General features: G+C 65.0%; 19 protein-coding genes. 6 read left to right on the top strand and 13 right to left on the bottom strand.

The annotated features are described in order from the left end of the window. Positions 1-75: 75 nt before the first annotated feature. Positions 76-198, top strand: a complete 123-nt coding sequence (locus tag AC56K1_RS16720) for a hypothetical protein (protein WP_497158922.1) — start codon at positions 76-78, stop codon at positions 196-198. Here the strand turns inward: AC56K1_RS16720 and AC56K1_RS16715 are convergent. From AC56K1_RS16715 to AC56K1_RS16700, 4 genes are all read right to left on the bottom strand, one after another. Continuing rightward, positions 195-1409 carry a hypothetical protein gene (locus AC56K1_RS16715; RefSeq protein ID WP_497158921.1) on the bottom strand — a complete coding sequence of 405 codons (1215 nt, stop codon included), beginning with the start codon at positions 1407-1409 and terminating at the stop codon, positions 195-197. The two genes, AC56K1_RS16720 and AC56K1_RS16715, sit on opposite strands and share 4 nt — an antisense overlap. Positions 1410-1449: 40 nt before the next feature. Continuing rightward, complete coding sequence (locus AC56K1_RS16710) at positions 1450-2325, bottom strand: hypothetical protein (protein ID WP_497158920.1); 876 nt, start codon at positions 2323-2325, stop codon at positions 1450-1452. A 129-nt stretch (positions 2326-2454) separates the two neighbouring features. Continuing rightward, positions 2455-3330 (bottom strand): hypothetical protein, encoded by an 876-nt coding sequence (locus tag AC56K1_RS16705; RefSeq protein ID WP_497158919.1) that lies wholly within the window; start codon positions 3328-3330, stop codon positions 2455-2457. A 282-nt stretch (positions 3331-3612) separates the two neighbouring features. Next, entirely contained in the window at positions 3613-4542 is a 930-nt protein-coding gene (locus AC56K1_RS16700; protein ID WP_497158918.1) for a histone deacetylase family protein, read from the bottom strand. A gap of 224 nt (positions 4543-4766) precedes the next feature. Between AC56K1_RS16700 and AC56K1_RS16695 the strand changes: the two genes are divergently transcribed. The 5 genes from AC56K1_RS16695 to AC56K1_RS16675 all read left to right on the top strand — a co-directional run bounded on the left by AC56K1_RS16695 (position 4767) and on the right by AC56K1_RS16675 (position 10673). Next, positions 4767-5687, top strand: a complete 921-nt coding sequence (locus AC56K1_RS16695; RefSeq protein WP_497158917.1) for an AAA family ATPase — start codon at positions 4767-4769, stop codon at positions 5685-5687. Further along, positions 5688-6701 (top strand): DUF58 domain-containing protein, encoded by a 1014-nt coding sequence (locus tag AC56K1_RS16690; RefSeq protein WP_497158916.1) that lies wholly within the window; start codon positions 5688-5690, stop codon positions 6699-6701. After that, positions 6698-8707 carry a transglutaminase TgpA family protein gene (locus AC56K1_RS16685; protein ID WP_497158915.1) on the top strand — a complete coding sequence of 670 codons (2010 nt, stop codon included), beginning with the start codon at positions 6698-6700 and terminating at the stop codon, positions 8705-8707. Before AC56K1_RS16690 ends, AC56K1_RS16685 begins: the two co-directional genes overlap by 4 nt. Further along, positions 8704-9885, top strand: a complete 1182-nt coding sequence (mltB, locus tag AC56K1_RS16680) for a lytic murein transglycosylase B (protein WP_497158914.1) — start codon at positions 8704-8706, stop codon at positions 9883-9885. The genes AC56K1_RS16685 and mltB overlap by 4 nt, the downstream gene beginning before the upstream one ends. Before the next feature lie 449 nt (positions 9886-10334). Further along, entirely contained in the window at positions 10335-10673 is a 339-nt protein-coding gene (locus AC56K1_RS16675) for a hypothetical protein (RefSeq protein ID WP_171086272.1), read from the top strand. Positions 10674-10841: 168 nt separating this feature from the next. Here AC56K1_RS16675 and cysM read toward each other — a convergent pair whose 3' ends face one another. The 9 genes from cysM to rpsA form a co-directional block, all read right to left on the bottom strand. Then, a complete protein-coding gene (gene cysM / locus AC56K1_RS16670) occupies positions 10842-11744 on the bottom strand; it encodes a cysteine synthase CysM (protein WP_497158913.1) in 903 nt (300 codons plus the stop codon). Positions 11745-11857: 113 nt separating this feature from the next. Next, the gene (locus AC56K1_RS16665; protein ID WP_497158912.1) at positions 11858-13246 is read right to left on the bottom strand and encodes a M20/M25/M40 family metallo-hydrolase; all 1389 of its coding nucleotides are present in this window, start codon (positions 13244-13246) and stop codon (positions 11858-11860) included. A gap of 140 nt (positions 13247-13386) precedes the next feature. Beyond that, positions 13387-15003, bottom strand: a complete 1617-nt coding sequence (locus AC56K1_RS16660) for a methyl-accepting chemotaxis protein (RefSeq protein ID WP_497158911.1) — start codon at positions 15001-15003, stop codon at positions 13387-13389. A gap of 260 nt (positions 15004-15263) precedes the next feature. Further along, a complete protein-coding gene (locus AC56K1_RS16655) occupies positions 15264-15629 on the bottom strand; it encodes a ComEA family DNA-binding protein (RefSeq protein ID WP_497158910.1) in 366 nt (121 codons plus the stop codon). A 103-nt stretch (positions 15630-15732) separates the two neighbouring features. Beyond that, positions 15733-16710: a D-glycero-beta-D-manno-heptose-7-phosphate kinase gene (rfaE1, locus tag AC56K1_RS16650; RefSeq protein ID WP_497158909.1), complete on the bottom strand. Its 978-nt coding sequence runs from the start codon at positions 16708-16710 to the stop codon at positions 15733-15735. Between the two features lie 30 nt (positions 16711-16740). After that, positions 16741-17916, bottom strand: a complete 1176-nt coding sequence (gene lapB, locus AC56K1_RS16645; RefSeq protein ID WP_497158908.1) for a lipopolysaccharide assembly protein LapB — start codon at positions 17914-17916, stop codon at positions 16741-16743. 33 nt (positions 17917-17949) lie between these two features. After that, entirely contained in the window at positions 17950-18255 is a 306-nt protein-coding gene (locus tag AC56K1_RS16640) for a LapA family protein (RefSeq protein WP_497158907.1), read from the bottom strand. A 306-nt stretch (positions 18256-18561) separates the two neighbouring features. Further along, positions 18562-18867, bottom strand: a complete 306-nt coding sequence (locus AC56K1_RS16635; protein ID WP_027864826.1) for an integration host factor subunit beta — start codon at positions 18865-18867, stop codon at positions 18562-18564. A 30-nt stretch (positions 18868-18897) separates the two neighbouring features. Next, the gene (rpsA, locus tag AC56K1_RS16630) at positions 18898-20574 is read right to left on the bottom strand and encodes a 30S ribosomal protein S1 (protein ID WP_489874181.1); all 1677 of its coding nucleotides are present in this window, start codon (positions 20572-20574) and stop codon (positions 18898-18900) included. Positions 20575-20613: the final 39 nt, after the last annotated feature.

Below are 20613 nucleotides of genomic sequence, written 5' to 3'. Positions count from 1 at the left end.
GCATTGCAACGCATTTGATGGTGATCGGCGCAGACTCGTGATTCTTTATCACACGCTGCAATGCGGAGAATTACGATGCGTCTCGTCACTCACCCCGGCTTCAAAAAAACCTTTGCACGCTGGTTCGCGTTCGGCATGCTGTGCGGCGTCATCGGCGCCGCCTGCCTGGTCGACCGCTTTCCCCTGCTGCCGGTCTAGGGGCGCGCCGGCGCCGGCGGCTCGCAGGCGCTCGGCGGCAGCGGCTGGCCCGGCTCGAACGCTTCCAGCTTAGCCCTCGCCATCTTCCGGTCCTTTGCATATTCGGCCAGGTAGCGGCTGCGTTCCTCGCTCTGCCATTCCGCATCCGATACTCCGTTCATCGACCTGGTGCGGCTGGCATACACGCGTCCCTGCAGGCGCGGCATGAGCAGGCGGTCCGGGTCGACGTTCTCGCGCAGCAGGTAGCCGTCGACGTCGCGCAAGCTCAAGGGCAAGGCTGGCGCTTCGTCCGTCATCAGCTTGCCGAACACCGTCAGCTTGATCTCGCGCGGGCCGGTCTCGAGCACCTCGTTGAAAGTCGCCACCGCGAACGGCCTGCCGCGCGCGTCGTCCACCCGCCCCGTGACGATATAGCGTCCCGGTTGGCGCACGTCCGCGCGCAGGTAGAAGTTGAGCGACCCGTCCTCGACCGCCTCGCGCACCTGCCCGCTCCAGGTGGCCGGCAGGGTCGGCGTGTACACCACGTCGAACAGCGCGAAGCCGTTTCGTCCGCCCGCCGTATAACGTACTTCGGTGCGGATGGTGCCGTGAAAGCCCGCCAGCCCGGTCTGGGCCGGGGACAGCACGCCCGCAAAGGCATTGTCGCCCGCCACCGGATCGGCGCCGGCGCCATCGTCCAGGAAGGCCAGCGCCACCTGCCCCGTGGCACGGCTGGCGCCGTAGGTCATGCCCTGGGCGACCGCGCGCGTGACCACCAGCGGCACGGTCTCGCCCTGCGCATTCACGGCCCGCAGCGAGAAGGCGGCCGATTCCCCGGCCGCCAGGTAGACATGGGATTGCGAGGTCTGCAGCAGCACCGTGCCGCTGGTGCCGCCGCCTTCAACCCGCATCGGGTGCATCTCGGTGACCGGCTGGTTCGGCTGCAGCTGGTCCGGATTGTGCGCGGCCGGGCGCGACTCCATCGGGTATTTGCTGCCCTCGCGGTAGCTGCAATAGGTGTGGTCGGTGAGCTGGACCTGCTCGAGCAGCTGGCGGCGGCGCTCGGCGCGCTCGTTGGGGATCACCACGCCGTCGCTGCCGCCGACCTGGCCGAAGAACTGGGGCTTGATGGGCGGCGGCGCGGAGGCGGCGGGGGGAGCCGACTGTTCCGCGCCGCCTTGCAGCCAGAGTCCCACTGCGGCCAGCGCGGCCACGCCAAGCCCGAGGGGCAAGGTGTAGCGGCGCCAGCCGCGTGACTCAGCAGGCGTCCGCCTAGTAGGCACTGTTCACCACGGCGCTGCGCACGACCCCCACGATGCCGCCCCAGTTGCCGTTGGCGTAGTGGTTGTAGGCCTCGTTATCGTCGCGGAAGATTACCGAGTGGTAGCTCCACTTGGCGCTGCCGCCCTCGTTGGCCGCGGTGCCCAGCGACAGGTCGTTGCAGAACCAGTCGCCTGGGTTGCAATACGAGCCTCCCGAACTGCCGGATACGCCGCCGGTGCTGTGGTAGGCCACGGCTTCGTCGTCCTGGCCCGGCAGGATGCCGGAATAGGCGGTGCCGCTGGCCGCTGCATACATGTAGAACCAGACGTTGCGCGTGGTGTTGTGGTTGTACATGGCGCGCGCGGTGGTGGTCTTGAGGTCTTGCACCAGCGGCTCGGACGTGGTCCAGGAGCCGGCGTCGGACAATTCGGAGCCGCCGCCGGCGCCGGACGCCGCGCGCACCCACTTGATGTTCCACCCGGTCTGCGAAGTGCCGTCGCTGTTGCCGCATACGCCGCTCGTAGCGGCGCTGGCGTTCTTCTTCAGGCGCGCCGAGCCGCCGTAGTTGGCCAGGGTGTAGCCCATCATCAGGTCGCCCGCGCTGTGGGTGACGACATAGCACCAGTTGGTGCCGGTGCAGAAGCAGTCGAGCGCATCGCGTACCTTGCCGCTTTGCGAGGCGATGCTGCTGCGGCCGTCCCAGTTGACGGCCTTCTTGTTGATGCCCGCCGCAGTCGCGGACGGGCCCCAGTAGGTGAAGTCGTTGTAGTTGCCGATCGCCCCACCGCCGGTGCGGCCGTTGATCCACAGGGTGTAGTTGGCGGCGGATGCCAGGCTTGACGCGAGTAACAGGCACAGCGCGCAGATGACGCGAATTTGTCTCACTGTCTTTCTCCTTTTGTCGTCGTTGTCGGCCGTATGTACGGCTGAGTTCGACTCTATGCCCGACATTTACCCCTGTCAATTTGCACAATTGGAAAAGCAGTGGAGTGTCGCTTTATTGGATCGGACGGCTTACTGGGCCGTGTTCACCACCGCGCTGCGCACCACGCCGACGATGCCGCCCCAACTGCCACCAAGGTAGTGGCTGTAGTCCTCGCCGTCGTCGCGGAAGACCACCGAGTGGTAGGCCCACTTGACGCGCCCGCCCTGGTTGGCCGCGGTGCCGAGGGTCAGGTCGTTGCAGAACCAGTCGCGCGGGTTGCAGTAGGAACTGCCCGAGCTGCCGGACACGCCCCCGGTGCTGTGGTAGGCCACGACTTCGTCGTCCTGCCCCGGCAGCAGCAGCGAATAAGCCGTGCCCCTGGCCGCCGCATACATGTAGAACCAGATGTTGTAGGTGGTGTTGTGGTTGTACATGGCGCGCGCCGTGCTGGTCTTGAGGTCCTGCACCAGCGGCTCGGACGTGGTCCAGGACCCGGCATCGGACAGCTCCGAGCCGCCGGCCGCGCCGGAGGCCGCGCGCACCCATTTGATGTTCCACCCGGCCTGATAGCTGCCGTCGCTGTTGGCGCATGTGCCGGCTGTGTTGGGGCTGGCGTTCTTCTTCAGGCGCTGCGAGCCGCCGTAATTGGCCAGCGTGTAGCCCATCATCAGGTCGCCGGCGCTGTGGGTGACGATGTAGCACCAGTTGGCGCCGGTGCAGAAGCAGTCGAGGGCGTCGCGGATCTTGCCGTTTTGCGTGGCGATGCTGTTGCGGCCGTCCCAGTTGACCGCCTTCTTGTTCACGCCTGCGGCGGTGGAGGACGGGCCCCAGTAGCTGAAGTCGTTGTAGTTGCCGATCGCCCCGCCGCCGGTGCGGCCGTTGATCCAGAGGGTGTAGTTGGCGGCCGCTGCCAGGCTGGACGCGAGGAACAGGCACGGCGCACCGAGGATGCGGATTGATCTCACGGTCTTCTCCCGGTTGTTCGTGTCGCCGTGTACGGACGCGTCGAACAGCACGGCGGCACGCAGGCGAAGTGTCGAGGAAGTGTTAGATCCGGGGGATGGAGGCTGCGTTCCGCGCTGAGGCTGGCTGCAGGAATAATTAATTTGGATTCCCGCCTACGCGGGAAGTCATAGCCGCCAGTGGCGGGCATGACGGTTCTCATGGTAGGGATGACGGTTGGGCATCCTTGGACCTGCTACCGAAAAACCGTTGTTCCCGCTGATTTCGCCGAGCAGCCGCACACGCTACTCGAGCTCGGCCAGCACCTTCACATGCGCCACCACGCTGCGCCCCAGCGCCGACAGCGCATACCCGCCCTCGAGGCAGCTGACGATCCGCCCCTGCGCATACTGCTTGGCGATGCCCATCACCTGGCGCGTGATCCACGCATAGTCCGCCTCGACCAGGCCGATGCCGCCCATGTCGTCTTCGCAATGCCCGTCGAAGCCGGCTGACACGAAGATCATCTGCGGCCGGTGCGCATGCAGCGCGGGTAGCCAGAGCTCCGTCACGAGATTGCGCACCACCTCGCCGTCGCACAGCGCCGGCACCGGCACGTTCACGCTGGTGGCCGTGATCGGCTCGGGGTCGCAATACGGGTAGAAGGGATGCTGGAACAGGCTCACCATCAGCACGCGCGGATCGTTGCGGAAGGCGTCCGCCGTGCCGTTCCCGTGGTGGACGTCGAAGTCGACGATGGCCACGCGCTCCAACCCATGCACTTCCATCGCATGGCGCGCCGCGATCGCGACGTTATTGAAAAAGCAAAACCCCATCGGCTCGCTCGGTGTCGCGTGGTGGCCCGGCGGGCGCACCGAGCAGAAGGCGTTGTCGACTTCGCCGCGGATCACGGCGTCGGTGGCCGCCACCGCCGCGCCGGCCGCGCGCAGCGCCGCCTGGTAGCTGTAGTGGCAGAGGATGGTGTCGCCGTCGAGCGGATAATAATCGCCTTCCGGCGGTACGTGGTCGCGCACCAGCGCCACCGCGCCGGGCGTGTGGTTGCGCAGGATGTCAGCCATGTCGGCCAGCGGCGCGCTGCGTTTTTCCAGCAGGCTGTCGATGCGGGCCCGGATCAGCTGGTCGTCGATCGCCTGCAGGCGCGCCGGCGATTCGGGGTGCCAGTCGCCCATCTCGTGCCGCAGGCAGTCGGGGTGGCTGTAGATTGCTGTGCTCATTGTGCTCGTTCTGTGCGTGCGTATTTTAGTGCCGGACCGCTCATGCTCCATGCATGCGCGGCCGCGCCTGTTCACCCGCGCGCCCTTTCTCGCATAGAATCAATGCGAAGGCTTGTTGCCGACGGAGTAAGAAGCTTGCCAATGGCGCTAATCTACCATGTCGGCGTTCGCCTGCGCACGGGCAGCATGGCGCCCCGTATCGAATGAATCACCGGAACCCAACCATGTTCAATCAATTGCATGCCGCCGCACGCCAGGTCGGCCAGGTCGTCGTCGGCAAGGACCAGCAGGTGCGCCTGGCCATTACCTGCCTGCTGGCGGGCGGCCACCTGCTGCTCGAAGACCTGCCGGGCGTGGGCAAGACCACGCTGGCGCATGCGCTGGCGATCTCGCTGGGGCTGAAGTTCAACCGGGTCCAGTTCACCAGCGACCTGCTGCCGGCCGACGTGGCCGGCATCTCGGTCTACGAGCGCGAGAAGAACGACTTCGTGTTCCACCCCGGCCCGATCTTCACCCAGGTGCTGCTGGCCGACGAGATCAACCGCGCGACGCCCAAGACCCAGTCCGGCCTGCTGGAAGCGATGGAAGAACGCCAGGTCAGCGCCGACGGCGTCACCCGTCCGCTGCCCGAGCCCTTTTTTGTCATCGCGACCCAGAACCCGGCCAGCCAGGTCGGCACCTTCCCGCTGCCCGAGTCGCAGCTCGACCGCTTCCTGATGTGCCTGTCGCTGGGCTATCCGGACGCCGCCGCCGAACGCGCGCTGCTGATGGGCGAAGACCGGCGCGCCATGCTGCGCGCCCTGCAGCCGGCGATGCAGCCGCTTGAATTGGCCCAGGCCCAGCGCGCGCTCAAGGAAATCCACGCTTCGCCATCCTTGATTACGTATGTACAGTCGCTGGCCCAGGCGTCGCGCCAGAACGGCCTGTTCGCCGAAGGCCTGTCGCCACGCGCGGCCATCGCCCTGCTGCAGGCCGGCCGCGCCTGGGCGGCGCTCGAGGGGCGCGACCACGTGATCCCCGAAGACATCCAGGCCGTGCTGGTGCCGGTGTGCGCCCACCGCCTGCGCCCGCTCAAGGCGGCGCAGGGGATGGCGCTGGCCAGCCGCGACCTGGTGCTGCAGCTGCAGAAGTCGGTCGCGCTGTAAATGGCGGCGGAGCTGGGACGATCAACCGGAGGCCTGCGGGGCTGGGCGCGCCGCACGACCGGCAAGTGGCTGCCGCGCCGCGGCACGCTCGATGCCGGCGAAGTGGTGCTGAGCCAGCACCGCATCTTCATCCTGCCTTCGCGCGCCGGCATCGGCTTCGCCGTGCTGCTGCTGGTGCTCCTGATCGGGTCGATCAATTACACGCTCGGCCTGGGCTTCGCCCTGACCTTCCTGGCGCTGTCCTGCGCCCTGGTCGACATGGTCTTCACCTATCGTAACCTGGCCCATTTGCGCCTGCAGCAGGGCCGCGTGCCCGCCGTCTTCGCCGGCCAGGAAGCCCAGTTCGAACTGCACCTGGCCAACCGCACGGCGCTGGCGCGCTACGGCGTCTGGATCGATTTCGCCGACATCCGCGAGCCGCGCCACGTCACCGATATCGCGGCCCACGGCAGCGCGGCTGTGCTGCTCGGCGTGCCGACCACCGAACGCGGCTGGCTGCAGCCGGCGCGCGTGGTGCTGTCCACGGGCTTTCCGCTCGGCCTGTTCCGCGCCTGGAGCTATTGGCGTCCGGCCGCGCGGGCCCTGGTCTACCCGCGCCCGGAAGAAGGCACGCCGCCCCTGCCTTCAAACGGCAGCGGCGCCGGCAGCGGCCGCGCCGGGGGCAACGACGACTTCGCCGGCGTGCGCAACTATCAGCCGGGCGACTCGCCGCGCCAGCTGGCCTGGCGCCAGATCGCGCGGCTCGACCCGGCGCTCGGCGGCCAGCTCGTGACCAAGCATTTCGAAGGCGGCCTCAGCGACGAACTGGTGCTCGATTTCGCCGCCCTCCCCGGCACCCTCGACCTGGAACTGCGCCTGTCGCGCATGACGCGCTGGGTGCTCGACGCCGAGCAGCGCGCCCTGCCCTATGCCTTCCGCCTGGACGCCACCCACTACGAGGCCGCCATGGGCGCGGCCCATCAGGCGGCCTGCCTGCGCGCGCTGGCCTTGTATGGCCTGAAGGAAGCCGCATGAAGGTGCAGGCGCTCAAGGCGCTGCCGCGCGACAAAGCCGACACCCTGCTGCTCCTGGGGAGCGCGCTGCTGGTGCTGGCGCCGCATGCCGCCCACCTGCCGCTGTGGGTGTCGCTGCTGTGCGCCGCCACGCTGGCCTGGCGCGCCGCCGTCACGCTGCGCGGCAAGCGCATGCCGTCCACGCTGGTGCTGCTGCCGATTGCGGCGGTCGCGATGGCCGGCGTGCAGTTCAGCTACGGGACCATTCTCGGGCGCGACGCCGGCGTGGCGATGCTGGTGCTGCTGGTCGCCTTCAAGATGCTGGAGATGCACGCGCGCCGCGACCTGTACGTGGTGATTTTCCTGTGCTTCTTCCTGGTGCTGACCAACTTCTTTTATGCCCAGGGCATCGGAAGCGCGTTATTGATGGTGGCCGCGGTGCTGGCCCTGCTTACCACCCAGTTGTCGTTCCAGTTCACCGGCAAGGTGCCGCCGCTGCGCGAGCGCCTCCGCCTGGGCGCCAGGATGCTGCTGTTCGCCGCGCCAATCGCGGTGGTGCTATTCGTGGTGTTCCCGCGCCTGGGCGGGCCGCTGTGGAGCATGCCGGGCGGCGACGGTGGAGGCGGCGGCGGAAAATCCGGCCTGTCCGACCGCATGGCCCCGGGCCAGATGTCCAACCTGGCGATGTCGAACGACCCGGCGTTCCGGGTGCGCTTTCATGGACGCGTGCCGGAAAAGGGCCAGCTCTACTGGCGCGGCCTGGTGCTCGACGCCTTCGATGGCGTGGCCTGGACCCGCGGCGGCTCGGCCCCGACGCGCGCCAGCGTGCTACTCCGCGTACGCGGCGAGCCGCAGCGCTACGAGGTCACGCTGGAACCATCCGACACCCGCTGGCTGTTCACGCTCGAGATGCCGCGCCACCTGCCGGCCATCGCCGGACACAAGGTGAGCGTCTCGCACCAACTCGAGATGACCGGCAGCCGCCCGCTGGCGCAGCGCGTGCGCTACACGATGGCCTCCTACCCCGCCTACACGCTCGATCGCCTTGATGCGCTGGACGACCCGAACCAGTGGCTGCTGCTGCCCTACGGTTTCAATCCACGCGCCCTCGCCGCGGGGCTTGCGCTGCGCCGTGAACCGGAGCCCGCGCGCCGCGTCAACGCCGTGCTGCGCCAGTTCCGCGAACAGCCTTTCAGCTACACCCTCGAGCCGCCCCTGCTCGGCCGCCACTCGGTCGACGAATTCCTGTACGGGACGCGCTCGGGCTTTTGCGAGCATTATTCCGGCGCCTTCGTCTTCCTGATGCGCGCGGCCGGCATCCCGGCGCGCGTGGTCACCGGCTACCAGGGCGGCGAACTCAATCCGATCGACGGCTACATGACGGTGCGCCAGTCCGACGCCCACGCCTGGGCCGAAGTCTGGATGCAGGGGCGCGGCTGGGTGCGGGTGGATCCGACCGCCGCCGTGGCGCCGGAACGCGTGCGGCGAGGCCTGGCCTCGGCCGTGGAAGCGCCGGCGCCTTTCGGTATCGATGCGCTGCGCGGCATGTCGATGTTCGGCCTGGGGCGTGATTCGGTACTGGGGCGCCTGCGCAATGCGATCGGCGCGGTCAACAACGGCTGGAACCAGTGGGTGCTGAACTATACGCCGGAACGCCAGCGCGGCGTCCTCAAAAGCCTGCAGTCGGGCATGGGCGGCTGGCGTTTTATCGCCCTGACAACGTTTGCCTTGATTGTGTTGCTTTTGGGCAGATTTTTGCTTCGCCGTCGGGAAATTGATCCTATCGAAGCGGTATACTCTTCCTTATGCAAGCGCCTTGCCTACCTGGGCCTGGCCCGTGCAGCGGACGAAGGGCCCACCTCTTATGCGGCCCGGATCGCGGCCACCCAGCAGCTGGCGCCGCCATCACGTGAAGCCGCCGCCGAGTTCTTGCGCCGCTACAGCGCATGGCGCTATGCGCCACCCCAGCCCCAGGCCAGCCTGCGGCTGGCCGCTATCTTGAAGAGTTTATTGTCGCAAGTTAGATGAAATCCATTGTTCCCCTGTTTGCCGCGCTGGCACTGGCCTTTGCCCCGATCGGGCAAGCCGATGCCGCCGCGAAGGATCCGCACGCCGGTACCGCTTTCGCCAAGGCCAAGCCTGGCAAATCCAAGGCCAAGGCCTCGAAGGCCGGCAAGCAGGTCTCGATCAAGGCCAGCCACGTCATCAAGGCCAAGCCGGCTGCCGCCGTGATCGACTACGACGGCGAGCACAGCAATTTCCTCGAATGGCAGGCCATGCGCGAGTTCATCGATGAGATGGTGAGCCAGCACGGTTTTGAGCGCGCTTACCTGGAGTCGCTGTTCGGCCAGGCCCGCTTCATCGATTCGGCCGTCCAACTGGTCAAGCCCATGCCGCCGGGTAAGCCGAAGAACTGGCAGGTTTACAGCAGCCGCTTCATCGAACCGATCCGCATTGCCGCCGGCGTACGTTTCTGGAACGAGAATGCCGCGACCCTCGCACGCGCCGAGGCAGCCTATGGCGTGCCGGCCGAGATCATCGTCGGCATCATCGGTGTCGAGACCATCTATGGCCGCGACACCGGCAAGTTCCGCGTGCTCGATACGCTTGCCACGCTCGCCTTCGGATATCCTGACACGCCGAACCGCGCGAGCCGCATGCAGTTCTTCCGCAGCGAACTGGCGCAAACCCTGTTGTTCGCGCGCGAACACCGCGTCGACCCTTTCTCGCTGCTCGGTTCGTTTGCGGGTGCAGTCGGCATGCCGCAGTTCATGCCGGGCAGCATCCTGAAATTTGGCGTCGACTTCAACGGCGACGGCCAGATCGACCTGCGCAACTCACCTGAGGATGCGATCGGCAGCGTGGCCAACTTCCTGGTCCAGCACGGCTGGAACCCGGAATACCGCGGCGCGCCTGCGGTCGCGGCCGACGTATCGCCCAACCACGCCTGGGATAACCTGCTGAACCGGGGCCTAGCCGCCACCCTGCGCCCGGAAGAGCTGCGCGCGGCCGGTGTGACGGCCACGGCGCCCCTGCCGGCCGAGCGCCTGTATGGGCTGGTCGACCTGCAAAATGGCGCCGAGGCAACTGAATATTGGGTCGCGAACGATAACTTCTTTGCCATCACCAAGTACAACCGCAGTTATTTCTATGCCATGTCGGTCATCGAGCTGGGCCGTGCAGTTCGGCAGTCGCGCGCCGATTAGCCCTTGCCTATTGGGAAAGTTTGTATCGAGTTGTAACGCCTGAATGTTTATTGTAGCCGCATCAACACTCCCCTTTTTCGTGCATACCCCCCGGGGGTATGCACCAATCTGACCTAGATTCTCCACAGAAACATCCCCTCGCGTCTCATACTCCCCGTTTTCTTGCAATCCTGTCGACCGTTTCCATACTGTGCGGCATCTAGGGCCGGATGGTTCTACACTCACGCTTAATCAAAAAACAATTAATATTTCCGTGACTTTATGAGAGAATTGCATTGGGGCTATTGTTGCGTTCAGACAACAATACTCAGGATAGCTGTCTGATTCTTGTTGCTAGTGAGTATCAGATTGAGAATTAGTTGTACAATTGAATAGATAATTACGAAATACCAGATTCGGAGTCGAGCGCCGCATGGGGACTCCGTCAACCCAAAATAGGATATTGAATCATGACAAACCAAGTCGGCATCGATATGAACAGCGATTCGGAGTCCGATGAACTCCTGCAATACAACCCGAACCGCCTGCTCGACACCCTCATCGAGAACCTGCGCCTGAAGAACGACGCAGCACTGTCGCGCGCCCTGGAAGTGGCGCCGCCGGTGATCTCGAAGATCCGCCACCACCGCCTGCCGGTCGGCGCTTCGCTGCTGATCCGCATGCACGAAGTCAGCGACCTGTCGATCCGCGACCTGCGCTACCTGATGGGCGACCGCCGCGCCAAGTTCCGCATCAGCGACAAGCAGTTCAAGCCGAAAGAAGGCGCGTCGCCATCGAAAGAGGCGTAATCGCCGGCGGGCAAGCTGCTGGGCCAAGGCCCTTCGCTTGCCTCGCCAGTTGTAGCCAGGAGTTTGATAACACGGCGTGCAGCTCGACGTCGCCGCATCGGCTTCCTGGACGCGAGATAAGCAAAAAGCCATCCGTCGGATGGCTTTTTTATTGGCTGCGGGTTTAGCTCAAGCGGGGAACACGCCCGTCGACAAATAGCGGTCGCCGCGGTCGCAGACCACGAACACGATGGTCGCGTTCTCGACCGTCTGCGAGATGCGCAGCGCCACTTCGCAGGCGCCGGCTGCCGAGATGCCGCAGAAGATGCCCTCCTCGGTCGCCAGCCGGCGCGCCATCTGCTCGGCCGCGGCCTGGCTCACCGCCTCGACCTGGTCCACGCGCGCGCGCTCGTAGATCTTCGGCAGGTAGGCTTCCGGCCACTTGCGAATGCCCGGGATCGACGAGCCTTCTTCCGGCTGGGCGCCGACGATGCGCACCGCTTCGTTCTGTTCCTTCAGGTAGCGCGACACGCCCATGATGGTGCCGGTCGTGCCCATGGCGCTGACGAAATGGGTGATGCGGCCTTCGGTGTCGCGCCAGATTTCCGGACCGGTGGTGTCGTAGTGGGCGCGCGGATTATCCTGGTTGCCGAACTGGTCGAGGATGATGCCCTCGCCGTTCTTCTGCATCTGTTCGGCCATGTCGCGTGCGTATTCCATGCCGCCCGACTTCGGCGTCAGGATGATCTGTGCGCCGTAGGCGGCCATGCTCTGGCGGCGTTCGATCGACAGGTTGTCCGGCATCAGCAGCACCATCCTGTAGCCGCGGATCGCGGCCGCCATCGCCAGCGCGATGCCGGTATTGCCGCTGGTCGCTTCAATCAGCGTATCGCCCGGCTTGATCTGGCCGCGCTCTTCGGCGCCGCGCAGCATCGACATGGCGGCGCGGTCCTTTACCGAACCGGCCGGGTTGTTGCCCTCCAGCTTGCCAAGGATGATGTTGTTGCGTGCGGCGGCGTCTGCGCCGGGCAGGCGCACCAGGCGCACCAGCGGGGTATTGCCGATCGTGTCTTCGATGGTCTTGTAAGCCATGCCTTGCTCTCTCGCGATTTCCTAAACCGCTATTCTAATCCGGACAGCAAGCTGGCGTATGAGGCCGGCCTCTAGCTCGAGGCCGCCCTCCGGTCCTGAAAGATTGCGCTATATCAGCGCTGCGGCAGCGGGTAGGTAGCGACACTGACGTTGCCGTCCTTGTCCACCGCCTGCACGCCGAAGAACACATTGTCCTTCGACAGGTCCACGGTGGCTTCGACGACGTTGCCGACCCATTTTGAACCCTGCCAGTTGGCGGCCGTGGTGTCGCGCCACACGATGCGATAGCCAGCCAGGTCCGGTTCCGCATTCGCCTGCCACACCAGGGTCGAATCGTTGGTCAGCTTGTCGGTGCGCAGCTTGACTTGCTGCGGCGCGGCTGGGGCCAGCGCCAGTGAGGCCAGCGAGGCCGCATTCACGCGGGCCACCTTGGCGATGTAATCGTAGTCGTTGAACTTGGCCAGGTCGCCGTATACCTTGCCGTCTTCGGTACGCAAGTCCTGGTGCTGGTGCGCGAAGTCTTCGGCCGGCTCGGTAAAGCGCAGCGCCGCATAGCCCTGCTCCAGGAACGGCATGTGGTCGCCGCCGCGCAGGTATCGGTCGGCGCGGTGAATCACCGAGACCTTGAAGTCCTTCACGTAGCGCTCGCCCTGCTCCTTGGTGTGGCGGGCCAGTTGGCGCGAGAGCGAATCGCTGTCGCCGCCGGTGGCGACCAGCTGGCGCACGGCCTCGCTCATTTCCTTGGTGGCCGGGACGCTCTGCGAGAACAGGCGCACCTGCTTGTTGTCCACCTTGCCATTGTCGGCGCGCGAGCTGCCGATGATGTCGTTGGTGTACATGCCGGCCACGTTCAGGTTCTTCTTGCGTGCCTGCTCGGCCCAGTGGCGCGCGCCCAGCAGGCCCTGCTCCTCGGCAGCCACCGCCATGAACACGATGGTGGCGTCGAACTTGTACTTGGCCATGACGCAGGCCAGCTCCATCACGGCGGCGGTGCCGGAGGCGTCGTCGTTCGCGCCCGGCGCGTCGGCGGTGTAGTTCATCACGTCGGTGACGCGCGAGTCGTAGTGGCCGCTGACCACGTAGAGGCGATCTTTCGAGGCGTCCTGGGTGCCCGGCAGCGTGGCGACCACGTTGACGATCTCGGTCGGGCGCGAGATGCGCGCCGAGACTGGGGCGATGTGGCTGTCGAAGGCGACTTGCAGTGAGGTGCCGGCGCCGCAGCGCTCCAGCTCACTCTTGATCCAGCGCCGCGCCGCGCCAATGCCGCGGGTCTCCGATTCGGTTTCCGACATCGTGTGGCGGGTGCCGAAGCTCACCAGTTTGGCGACATGGGCTTCGATGCGCTTGGGGGAGATCTCGGCGACGATCTTGTTGATCTGCGCCTGCTGGCGCTTGAGGTTCGGGGCGGCCGGGGTCGCCGGCGCAGGAGCAGCGGCGGCGGAAGCGGCGGCGGAAGCGAGCAGTGCCGCCAACAAGGACGAAGAAATGCGTGCGTGAGGCATGAGTACCTTTCTGGTTTGTTTGCAGGGTGATATGCACATCTTCTCATGCGGATTGCCCCGTGTCAGTCAATACAGGACCTGAGGTGCATGGCTTGGCCATGCCATGAAAAAAAGGGCTGCCGCGGCAGCCCTTGCGGTGGTCAAGCGGCGAGCGCCAGCCTTGGCGGTGTGGCGCCCGGCTGCCGCGCCGCATCCAGCCGGAACACGCTCACCACCTGCGCCAGGCGCTCGGCTTCCGCTTCCAGCGATGCAGCCGAGGCGGTTGCCTGCTGCACCAGCACCGCGTTCTGGCGGGTGGCTTCGTCCATCTGTCCAATTGCCTCGTTGACCTGGCCGATGCCGGTGCTCTGCTCGGCGCTGGCATGGGTGATGTCGGCCATGATGTCCGTGACGCGGCGCACCGAGCTGACGATATCGTCCATCGTCGTGCCTGCTTCGTCCACCAGGCGCGCGCCGGCGTCGACGCGCTCGACCGAGCTGCCGATCAGTTCCTTGATTTCCTTTGCCGCCGCAGCCGAGCGCTGCGCCAGGCTGCGCACTTCGGTCGCCACCACGGCAAAGCCACGGCCCTGCTCGCCAGCTCGGGCCGCTTCCACGGCTGCGTTCAGCGCGAGGATATTGGTCTGGAAGGCGATGCCGTCGATGACGCCGATAATGTCGACGATCTTCTTGGAGGAGGCATTGATCGAAGCCATCGTCTCCACCACCTGCGACACGACGGCGCCGCCGCGCAGGGCCACTTCCGACGCCGATTCCGCCAGCGCATTGGCCTGGCGTGCATTGTCCGCATTCTGGCGCACGGTGGCGGTGAGCTGCTCGACCGACGCGGCAGTCGCTTCCAGGGTGCCGGCCTGGCGCTCGGTACGTCCGGAGAGGTCACGGTTGCCATTGGCGATCTCGGTCGACACGCTGGCGATGCTCAGGGTGCCGTTGCGCACCTGCTCGACGATGCCCACCAGGCTGTCGCGCATGCCTTTCATGGCGAACAGCAGGCTGCCCCGGTCGCTTGCTGCGGTTTCGATCCTCACGCCCAGGTCGCCCGCCGCGATGGCGCCGACGATCGAGGCGGCGTAGTCCGGCTGGCCACCGAGCTGGCGCAGCAGGCCGCGGGCGATGTACCAGGCGCCCATGGCGCCGGCTGCGATGGCGCCCACGCACAGCAGCACCATCCAGCCGAAGAAACCGGAGGCCACGGCACGGGCGCCGGCGGCATCCTCGTTATTGAGCTTTTCCTGCAGGTCGATGAAGCGGTTGATGCTGGCCAGCCAATCCACGAAGGCAGGCGCCGCCTGCTGCGCCAGCATGGCATTGGCTTCCTGTACCTGGCCTGCGGCCTGCAGCGCGCTGACGCGCTCGATCAGCGGCTTGGTGCGGCGCTCCTGTTCCTTGATCGCGGCCAGCGCTTCTTTCTCGGCCGGAGAAATTTCCTTCAGTTCCAGAAACAGTTTGTCCATCGGGGCGGCCGAACGGGCGTAATTCTCGTCCAGTGTCTTGATCAGGCCGTTTGGCGCGGCCGCGGCGGCCGGGTCGGCGGACAGCACCACGTCGCGCAGCGCAATCGCACGGTCGTGGACGCTGCCGCGGAAATTGATGGCGTAGCGCTGCTTGACGTTGTTGACGTCGTTGATGCGGTTCAGGGTACGGTCGATCTGTCCGACACGGCTGATCGCCAGGCCAGTCAGGACTATCATCAGGAAGAATACGGCGCCATAGCCGATTGCGAGGCGGGCACCGATCGTGAGGGACTTCTTTGTCATGGCGATATCGTAATGAAGGGGCTGGACCGGCGCGCGGGATGCACGCCTTTAGTTTCCCAACGGCAATCAGTAGAATACCGTACGGACAGTTTCTCATTGACAAATTCGTCAATAATGTTGTTCCAATCCAACAAATATTTGATTTTCTCGACAATCTTTCATGAAAAATGCCGAATCTGAGCGCTTGATTCGGGATCGCATCGTCCCGCGTGCCATAAAAAAACCCGCGTTGCCGCGGGTTTTAGCTGGGGGCAGCCGGATTACATCGCCGCCTTCTGCGCCGCAGGCGTGGCCTTGGCGTCCTGCTTGGCGGAAGTCTTCTCCGCCTTCGCCGCAGCCGGCTTGGCCGCCGCGCCTTCCTTGGCCTTGCCGTTGACCTGCAGGCCGGCTTCCGACAGCTTCATGGCCTTCTTGTCGCCGACGCCTTTCACGCGCTGCTGGAAGTCGGCCCAGTCCTTGAACTCGCCCTTGGCGCGTTCGTCGAGGATCATTTTCGACATGCTCGGGCCCACGCCCTTGACGCCGTCAAGTAGCGCGGCGTCGGCCTTGTTGACGTCCACCTGGGCGAAGGCGAAGCTGGTCGAAGCGACCAGTGCGGCGACAGCAAGCATCAGTTTCTTGATCATGTGATTTTTTCTCCGTTGGTTTTCGCACGATGGACGACGACGCCGCCCACCCTGCACTAACGGAACTGCCCCGCCACCGTTGACGGCCAGGACTTGATGCAGATCAAACCGGGAACAGTTCTTCGCGGGTAACGGTTGCCGTGCCCAGCTTGCCGACGACGATGCCGCCGGCCCGGTTGGCCGTCGCCAGGGCTTCGGCCAGCGGCGCGCCCGCACCCAGCATGGCGGCCAGGGTCGCAATGACCGTGTCGCCCGCACCCGAGACGTCGAACACTTCGCGCGCGTCGGCATGCACGTGCAGCACTTCGTCGGCGCTGTACAGGCTCATGCCCTCTTCCGAGCGCGTGAGCAACAAGGCGTCCAGGCCCAGCTCGATGCGCAGGCGCTGGGCCTTTTCCGTGAGCTGCTCCTCGGTCTTCCAGGTGCCGACCACGCGCTGCAGCTCCGAGCGGTTCGGGGTCAGGATGGTGGCGCCCTGGTAGGGCGAGAAATCGTCGCCCTTCGGGTCGACCAGCACGATCTTGCCGGCCGCGCGCGCGGCCTTCACCATTTCGGCCACGTTCACCAGCGCGCCCTTGTTATAGTCGGACATGATGATGACGTCGTAGTCGGGCAGCAGCGCCTTGAACTGGTCGAGCTTGTCGCGCAGGACGGTTTCGGTCGGTGCATCCTCGAAGTCGATGCGCACCATCTGCTGCTGGCGGCCGATGACGCGCAGCTTGATGATGGTGGAGATCGCGTCGTCGCGTTTCAGGTAGCTGTGGATGGCGGCGCCCGCGAGCAGCTTCTCGACTTCGTCGCCCGCTTCGTCGTTGCCGGTCACGCCCAGCAGGCCCGTATGGGCGCCCAGCGCGGCGGCATTGCGCGCCACGTTGGCGGCGCCGCCCAGGCGCTCTTCGCGGCGCTCGATGCGCACCACGGGCACCGGGGCTTCCGGCGAGATGCGCGAGACCTCGCCGAACCAGTAGCGATCTAACATCACGTCGCCCACCACCAGCAGGCGGACGTTCGAGAGTTGCGGGGCCGCCTGCTGGCGGAAGCTGTCAGCCGCCAGCAGGCGGCTCGGGGTCAGGTCAGTCATGGGCTCTTCTCGATGCGGCCAGGTGCCGCATCAGTTCATCACGTTGAGTTCTTCGGTACGGCGCGGCGGGTAGGTCTCCCAGCGGCTGCAGCCCGGGCACTGCCAGTAGAACTGGCGCGCCTTGAAGCCGCAGTGGCTGCACTGGTAGCGCGCCAGCTTCTGGGTATAGCGCTGCACCAGGTTCTTCACCATCGACAGCTCTTCCCAGATATGGGCCGGGGCGTCCATCAGGCGCGCCTCCAGCAGCTTGTCCAGTCCCAGCAGGGTCGGATTGCGGCGCAGCTCCTCGATCACCAGGCCCTTGGCCGCTTCCACGCCATCGAGTTCGATGACGGCCTTGAACACCACCTCCACCAGGTCAATCGAGGAAGCCTCGAGCAGGTAGGCGCGCAGCAGGTTGACGCCTTCCTGCGGCCGGCCGACCTTGCGGTAGCCGTCCATCAGGCGGGCTGCCACCAGGGCCACGTGCGGCACGCTCTGGTGCTCGACGCGGCGCCAGGTCATGATCGCACCCTCGGTATCGCCCTGGGCCAGCTCGGCGTCGCCATACAGGATGGTGGCGCGCACGCTGGAGCGGTCGACCTGCAGCGCCTGGTCGAGCAGCTGCATGGCGTCGGTCGGTTGCAGGTGCACGATGGCGTCCTGTGCCAGTTCGCAGTAGAACTGGGCGATTTCCTTCTGGCGCGCGCCGGCGCCCGATTCCTGCAGGCCCACGGCAACGTCGATCGCACGGCGCCATTCCTTTTCGCGCTGGTAGATTTCCAGCAGCGCGCGGCGCGCCGGCACGGCATAGGTGGTGTCGACCAGCAGGTTGAAGGTCTCTTCGGCGCGGTCGAGCAGACCGGCCTTGAGGTAGTCCATGCCGAGTTCGTATTGGGCCTGGGCCTTCTCTTCGCCGGGCAGGTCGGGACGCGACAGCAGGTTCTGGTGGACCCGGATGGCGCGCTCGGTCTCGCCGCGGCGGCGGAACAGGTTACCGAGGGCGAAGTGCATGTCGGCCGATTCCGGATCGAGCTTGACGATCTCGATGAAGGAATCGATGGCCTTGTCCGGCTGGTCGTTGAGCAGGTGGTTCAGGCCCTTGAAGTAGCCGCGCGGCAGGGAGCGCGACTCGGACACGATTTCATTGATGTCGACGCGGGCGGCGATCCAGCCCAGGCCGAAGAAAAAGGGGATGCCAAGCAGCATCCAGATTTCGAATTCCATGTATTTTTATTCTGTGTGGCGAGCAAGCAAGGCTTACAGCGCCGGGTTCACGGCATCCGGCTGCGGCTGGGCGGCGCCGGTCCCGGCGGCGCTCTGCAGGGCCTGGATGGTGTGCTTGTGCTGCGAGGTCTGGCGGCGCTGGCGGAACATGGTCGGCGTCAGGGCCAGGATGCCGAGGGCGGCGCCGGCAATGAAGAAGGCGAGCAGCATCAGCACGAGCGGGCCGCGCAGTTCGTAGTTGAGGAAGAAATGCAGGTCGACTTCCTGGGTGTTCTTCAGGGCGAAGCCGAAGAACAGCACGAACAGGATGAAGCCGGCGATGGTCGAAACGAATTTCATCGGGAGTGGCCGCTGGTTGAGTGCGCAATGGCGCAGTGTCGCATATCCAACATGATATTTCAAAAGGCGTGGCGGTGCTGGACGGTTCGTGGTGCAAGGACCGGCTAACTGGACGCGGCGGAAGTGGCGGGAACGACGGTTTTTAGGTGAGCGGTACAAACACCAGCGACGCATGCTTAACCACCGCTCTCTCCCAACGTCATCCCGGGATCCAAGTTTGCACGCATACCGCCAACACACGCACCCGCCAAAAAAAACGGCATCCCCAAAGGGACGCCGTTCTTGTCTGCAGACTCGCAGACGACTTCAGTCTTCGATGATCGGTTGCCCGACCATGGCGTCCACCCGCTCGCGCAACTGTTTGCCAGGCTTGAAGTGAGGCACCCGTTTTTCGGGCACCATCACCTTGTCGCCGGACTTCGGGTTGCGGCCGATGCGCGGGGGCCGGCTGTTCAGCGCGAAGCTGCCGAAACCGCGGATCTCGATGCGCTGCCCGGTCGCCAGGGCGTTGGTCATCGCATCGAGGATGGTCTTGACAGCGAATTCCGCGTCTTTCGCCACCAGCTGGGAATAACGCTCAGCCAGTCGGTTGATCAGCTCGGACTTGGTCATCTGGTCGCCTCAAGGACTATTAGTTCTTGCTCAGTTTTTGTTATCGAACTTGGCCTTCAGCAGTGCGCCCAGGCTGGTGGTGCCGGTGGCTGCGCTGTTGTCGTTGGCCAGCTTGCTCATTGCTTCCTGGGTCTCGACATTGTCTTTCGCCTTGATCGACAGCTGGATGCTGCGAGCCTTGCGATCGATGTTGATGACCAGTGCTTCGACCTTGTCGCCCACTTTCAGGTGGGTGCCGGCGTCTTCCACGCGGTCACGCGAGATTTCCGAAGCGCGCAGGTAGCCTTCGACTTCGTCGCTCAGGGCGATCACGGCGCCTTTTGGCTCAACCGACTTGACGGTGCCGGTGACCAGGGTGCCCTTGTCGTTCAGCGACGAGAAGTTGTTGAACGGGTCGCCTTCCAGCTGCTTCACGCCCAGCGAAACACGCTCGCGCTCGACGTCGATTGCCAGGACCACTGCTTCCAGCTCGTCGCCCTTCTTGAAGCGACGCACGGCTTCTTCGCCGGCTTCGGTCCACGACAGGTCCGACAGGTGGACCAGGCCATCGATGTTGCCTGGCAGGCCGATGAAGACGCCAAAGTCGGTGATCGACTTGATCGAACCCTTGACCTTGTCGCCCTTCTTGTGGGTGACACCGAAGTCGTCCCACGGATTCGCCTTGCACTGCTTCATGCCCAGCGAAATACGGCGACGCTCTTCGTCGATTTCCAGGACCATGACTTCCACTTCGTCGCCCAGCTGGACAACCTTGTTTGGCGCCACGTTCTTGTTGGTCCAGTCCATCTCCGACACGTGCACCAGGCCTTCGATGCCCTGCTCGACTTCGACGAACGCGCCGTAGTCGGTGAGGTTCGTGACTTTACCGAACAGGCGGGTGCTCTGTGGGTAACGACGCGACAGGCCGGTCCAAGGATCGTCGCCCAGCTGCTTGACACCCAGCGAGACGCGGTTCTTTTCCTGGTCGTACTTGAGGACCTTGGCGGTGATTTCCTGGCCAACCGACAGCACTTCCGACGGGTGACGCACGCGACGCCATGCCAGGTCGGTGATGTGCAGCAGGCCGTCGATGCCACCCAGGTCCACGAACGCGCCGTAGTCGGTGATGTTCTTGACGACGCCGGTAACCACGGTGCCTTCTTTCAGGGTTTCCATCAGCTTCTGGCGCTCTTCGCCCATCGAAGCTTCGATGACGGCGCGACGCGACAGCACGACGTTGTTACGCTTGCGGTCGAGCTTGATGACCTTGAATTCCAGGGTCTTGCCTTCGAACGGGGTGGTGTCCTTGACCGGACGGGTGTCGACCAGCGAACCCGGCAGGAACGCGCGGATGCCGTTGGTCAGGACGGTCAGGCCGCCTTTGACTTTACCGTTGACGGTACCGGTGACGATCTCGCCCGATTCCATTGCTTTTTCCAGAGCCAGCCACGATGCCAGGCGCTTGGCCTTGTCGCGCGACAGGATGGTATCGCCGAAACCATTTTCCAGCGATTCGATGGCCACGGAAACGAAATCGCCGACAGCGACTTCCAGTTCGCCCTGGTCATTCTTGAATTCTTCGATTGGGATGAAGGCTTCCGACTTCAGGCCAGCGTTGACGATCACGAAGTTGTGATCCAGACGAACGACTTCAGCGGAAATGACTTCGCCCGAACGCATGTCTTGACGCGACAGCGATTCTTCAAACAGGGCGGCAAAGCTTTCCATACCGGTTGCTTCGGTGGTTGCAGTAGACATAAAGGTTAT

The sequence above is a fragment of the Telluria sp. ZB4P37 genome (genome assembly GCF_059685855.1).
This window is presented reverse-complemented; position numbering and strand designations above follow the sequence as displayed.

Excerpts from the sequence above, each read along its gene's own strand:
- AC56K1_RS16720 (WP_497158922.1), top strand. The coding sequence starts at position 76 with ATGCGTCTCGTCACTCACCCCGGCTTCAAAAAAACCTTTGCACGCTGG.
- AC56K1_RS16700 (WP_497158918.1), bottom strand. The coding sequence starts at position 4,542 with ATGAGCACAGCAATCTACAGCCACCCCGACTGCCTGCGGCACGAGATG.
- AC56K1_RS16695 (WP_497158917.1), top strand. The coding sequence starts at position 4,767 with ATGTTCAATCAATTGCATGCCGCCGCACGCCAGGTCGGCCAGGTCGTC.
- AC56K1_RS16690 (WP_497158916.1), top strand. The coding sequence starts at position 5,688 with ATGGCGGCGGAGCTGGGACGATCAACCGGAGGCCTGCGGGGCTGGGCG.
- AC56K1_RS16685 (WP_497158915.1), top strand. The coding sequence starts at position 6,698 with ATGAAGGTGCAGGCGCTCAAGGCGCTGCCGCGCGACAAAGCCGACACC.
- mltB (WP_497158914.1), top strand. The coding sequence starts at position 8,704 with ATGAAATCCATTGTTCCCCTGTTTGCCGCGCTGGCACTGGCCTTTGCC.
- AC56K1_RS16675 (WP_171086272.1), top strand. The coding sequence starts at position 10,335 with ATGACAAACCAAGTCGGCATCGATATGAACAGCGATTCGGAGTCCGAT.
- cysM (WP_497158913.1), bottom strand. The coding sequence starts at position 11,744 with ATGGCTTACAAGACCATCGAAGACACGATCGGCAATACCCCGCTGGTG.
- AC56K1_RS16665 (WP_497158912.1), bottom strand. The coding sequence starts at position 13,246 with ATGCCTCACGCACGCATTTCTTCGTCCTTGTTGGCGGCACTGCTCGCT.
- AC56K1_RS16660 (WP_497158911.1), bottom strand. The coding sequence starts at position 15,003 with ATGACAAAGAAGTCCCTCACGATCGGTGCCCGCCTCGCAATCGGCTAT.
- AC56K1_RS16655 (WP_497158910.1), bottom strand. The coding sequence starts at position 15,629 with ATGATCAAGAAACTGATGCTTGCTGTCGCCGCACTGGTCGCTTCGACC.
- rfaE1 (WP_497158909.1), bottom strand. The coding sequence starts at position 16,710 with ATGACTGACCTGACCCCGAGCCGCCTGCTGGCGGCTGACAGCTTCCGC.
- lapB (WP_497158908.1), bottom strand. The coding sequence starts at position 17,916 with ATGGAATTCGAAATCTGGATGCTGCTTGGCATCCCCTTTTTCTTCGGC.
- AC56K1_RS16640 (WP_497158907.1), bottom strand. The coding sequence starts at position 18,255 with ATGAAATTCGTTTCGACCATCGCCGGCTTCATCCTGTTCGTGCTGTTC.
- AC56K1_RS16635 (WP_027864826.1), bottom strand. The coding sequence starts at position 18,867 with ATGACCAAGTCCGAGCTGATCAACCGACTGGCTGAGCGTTATTCCCAG.
- rpsA (WP_489874181.1), bottom strand. The coding sequence starts at position 20,574 with ATGGAAAGCTTTGCCGCCCTGTTTGAAGAATCGCTGTCGCGTCAAGAC.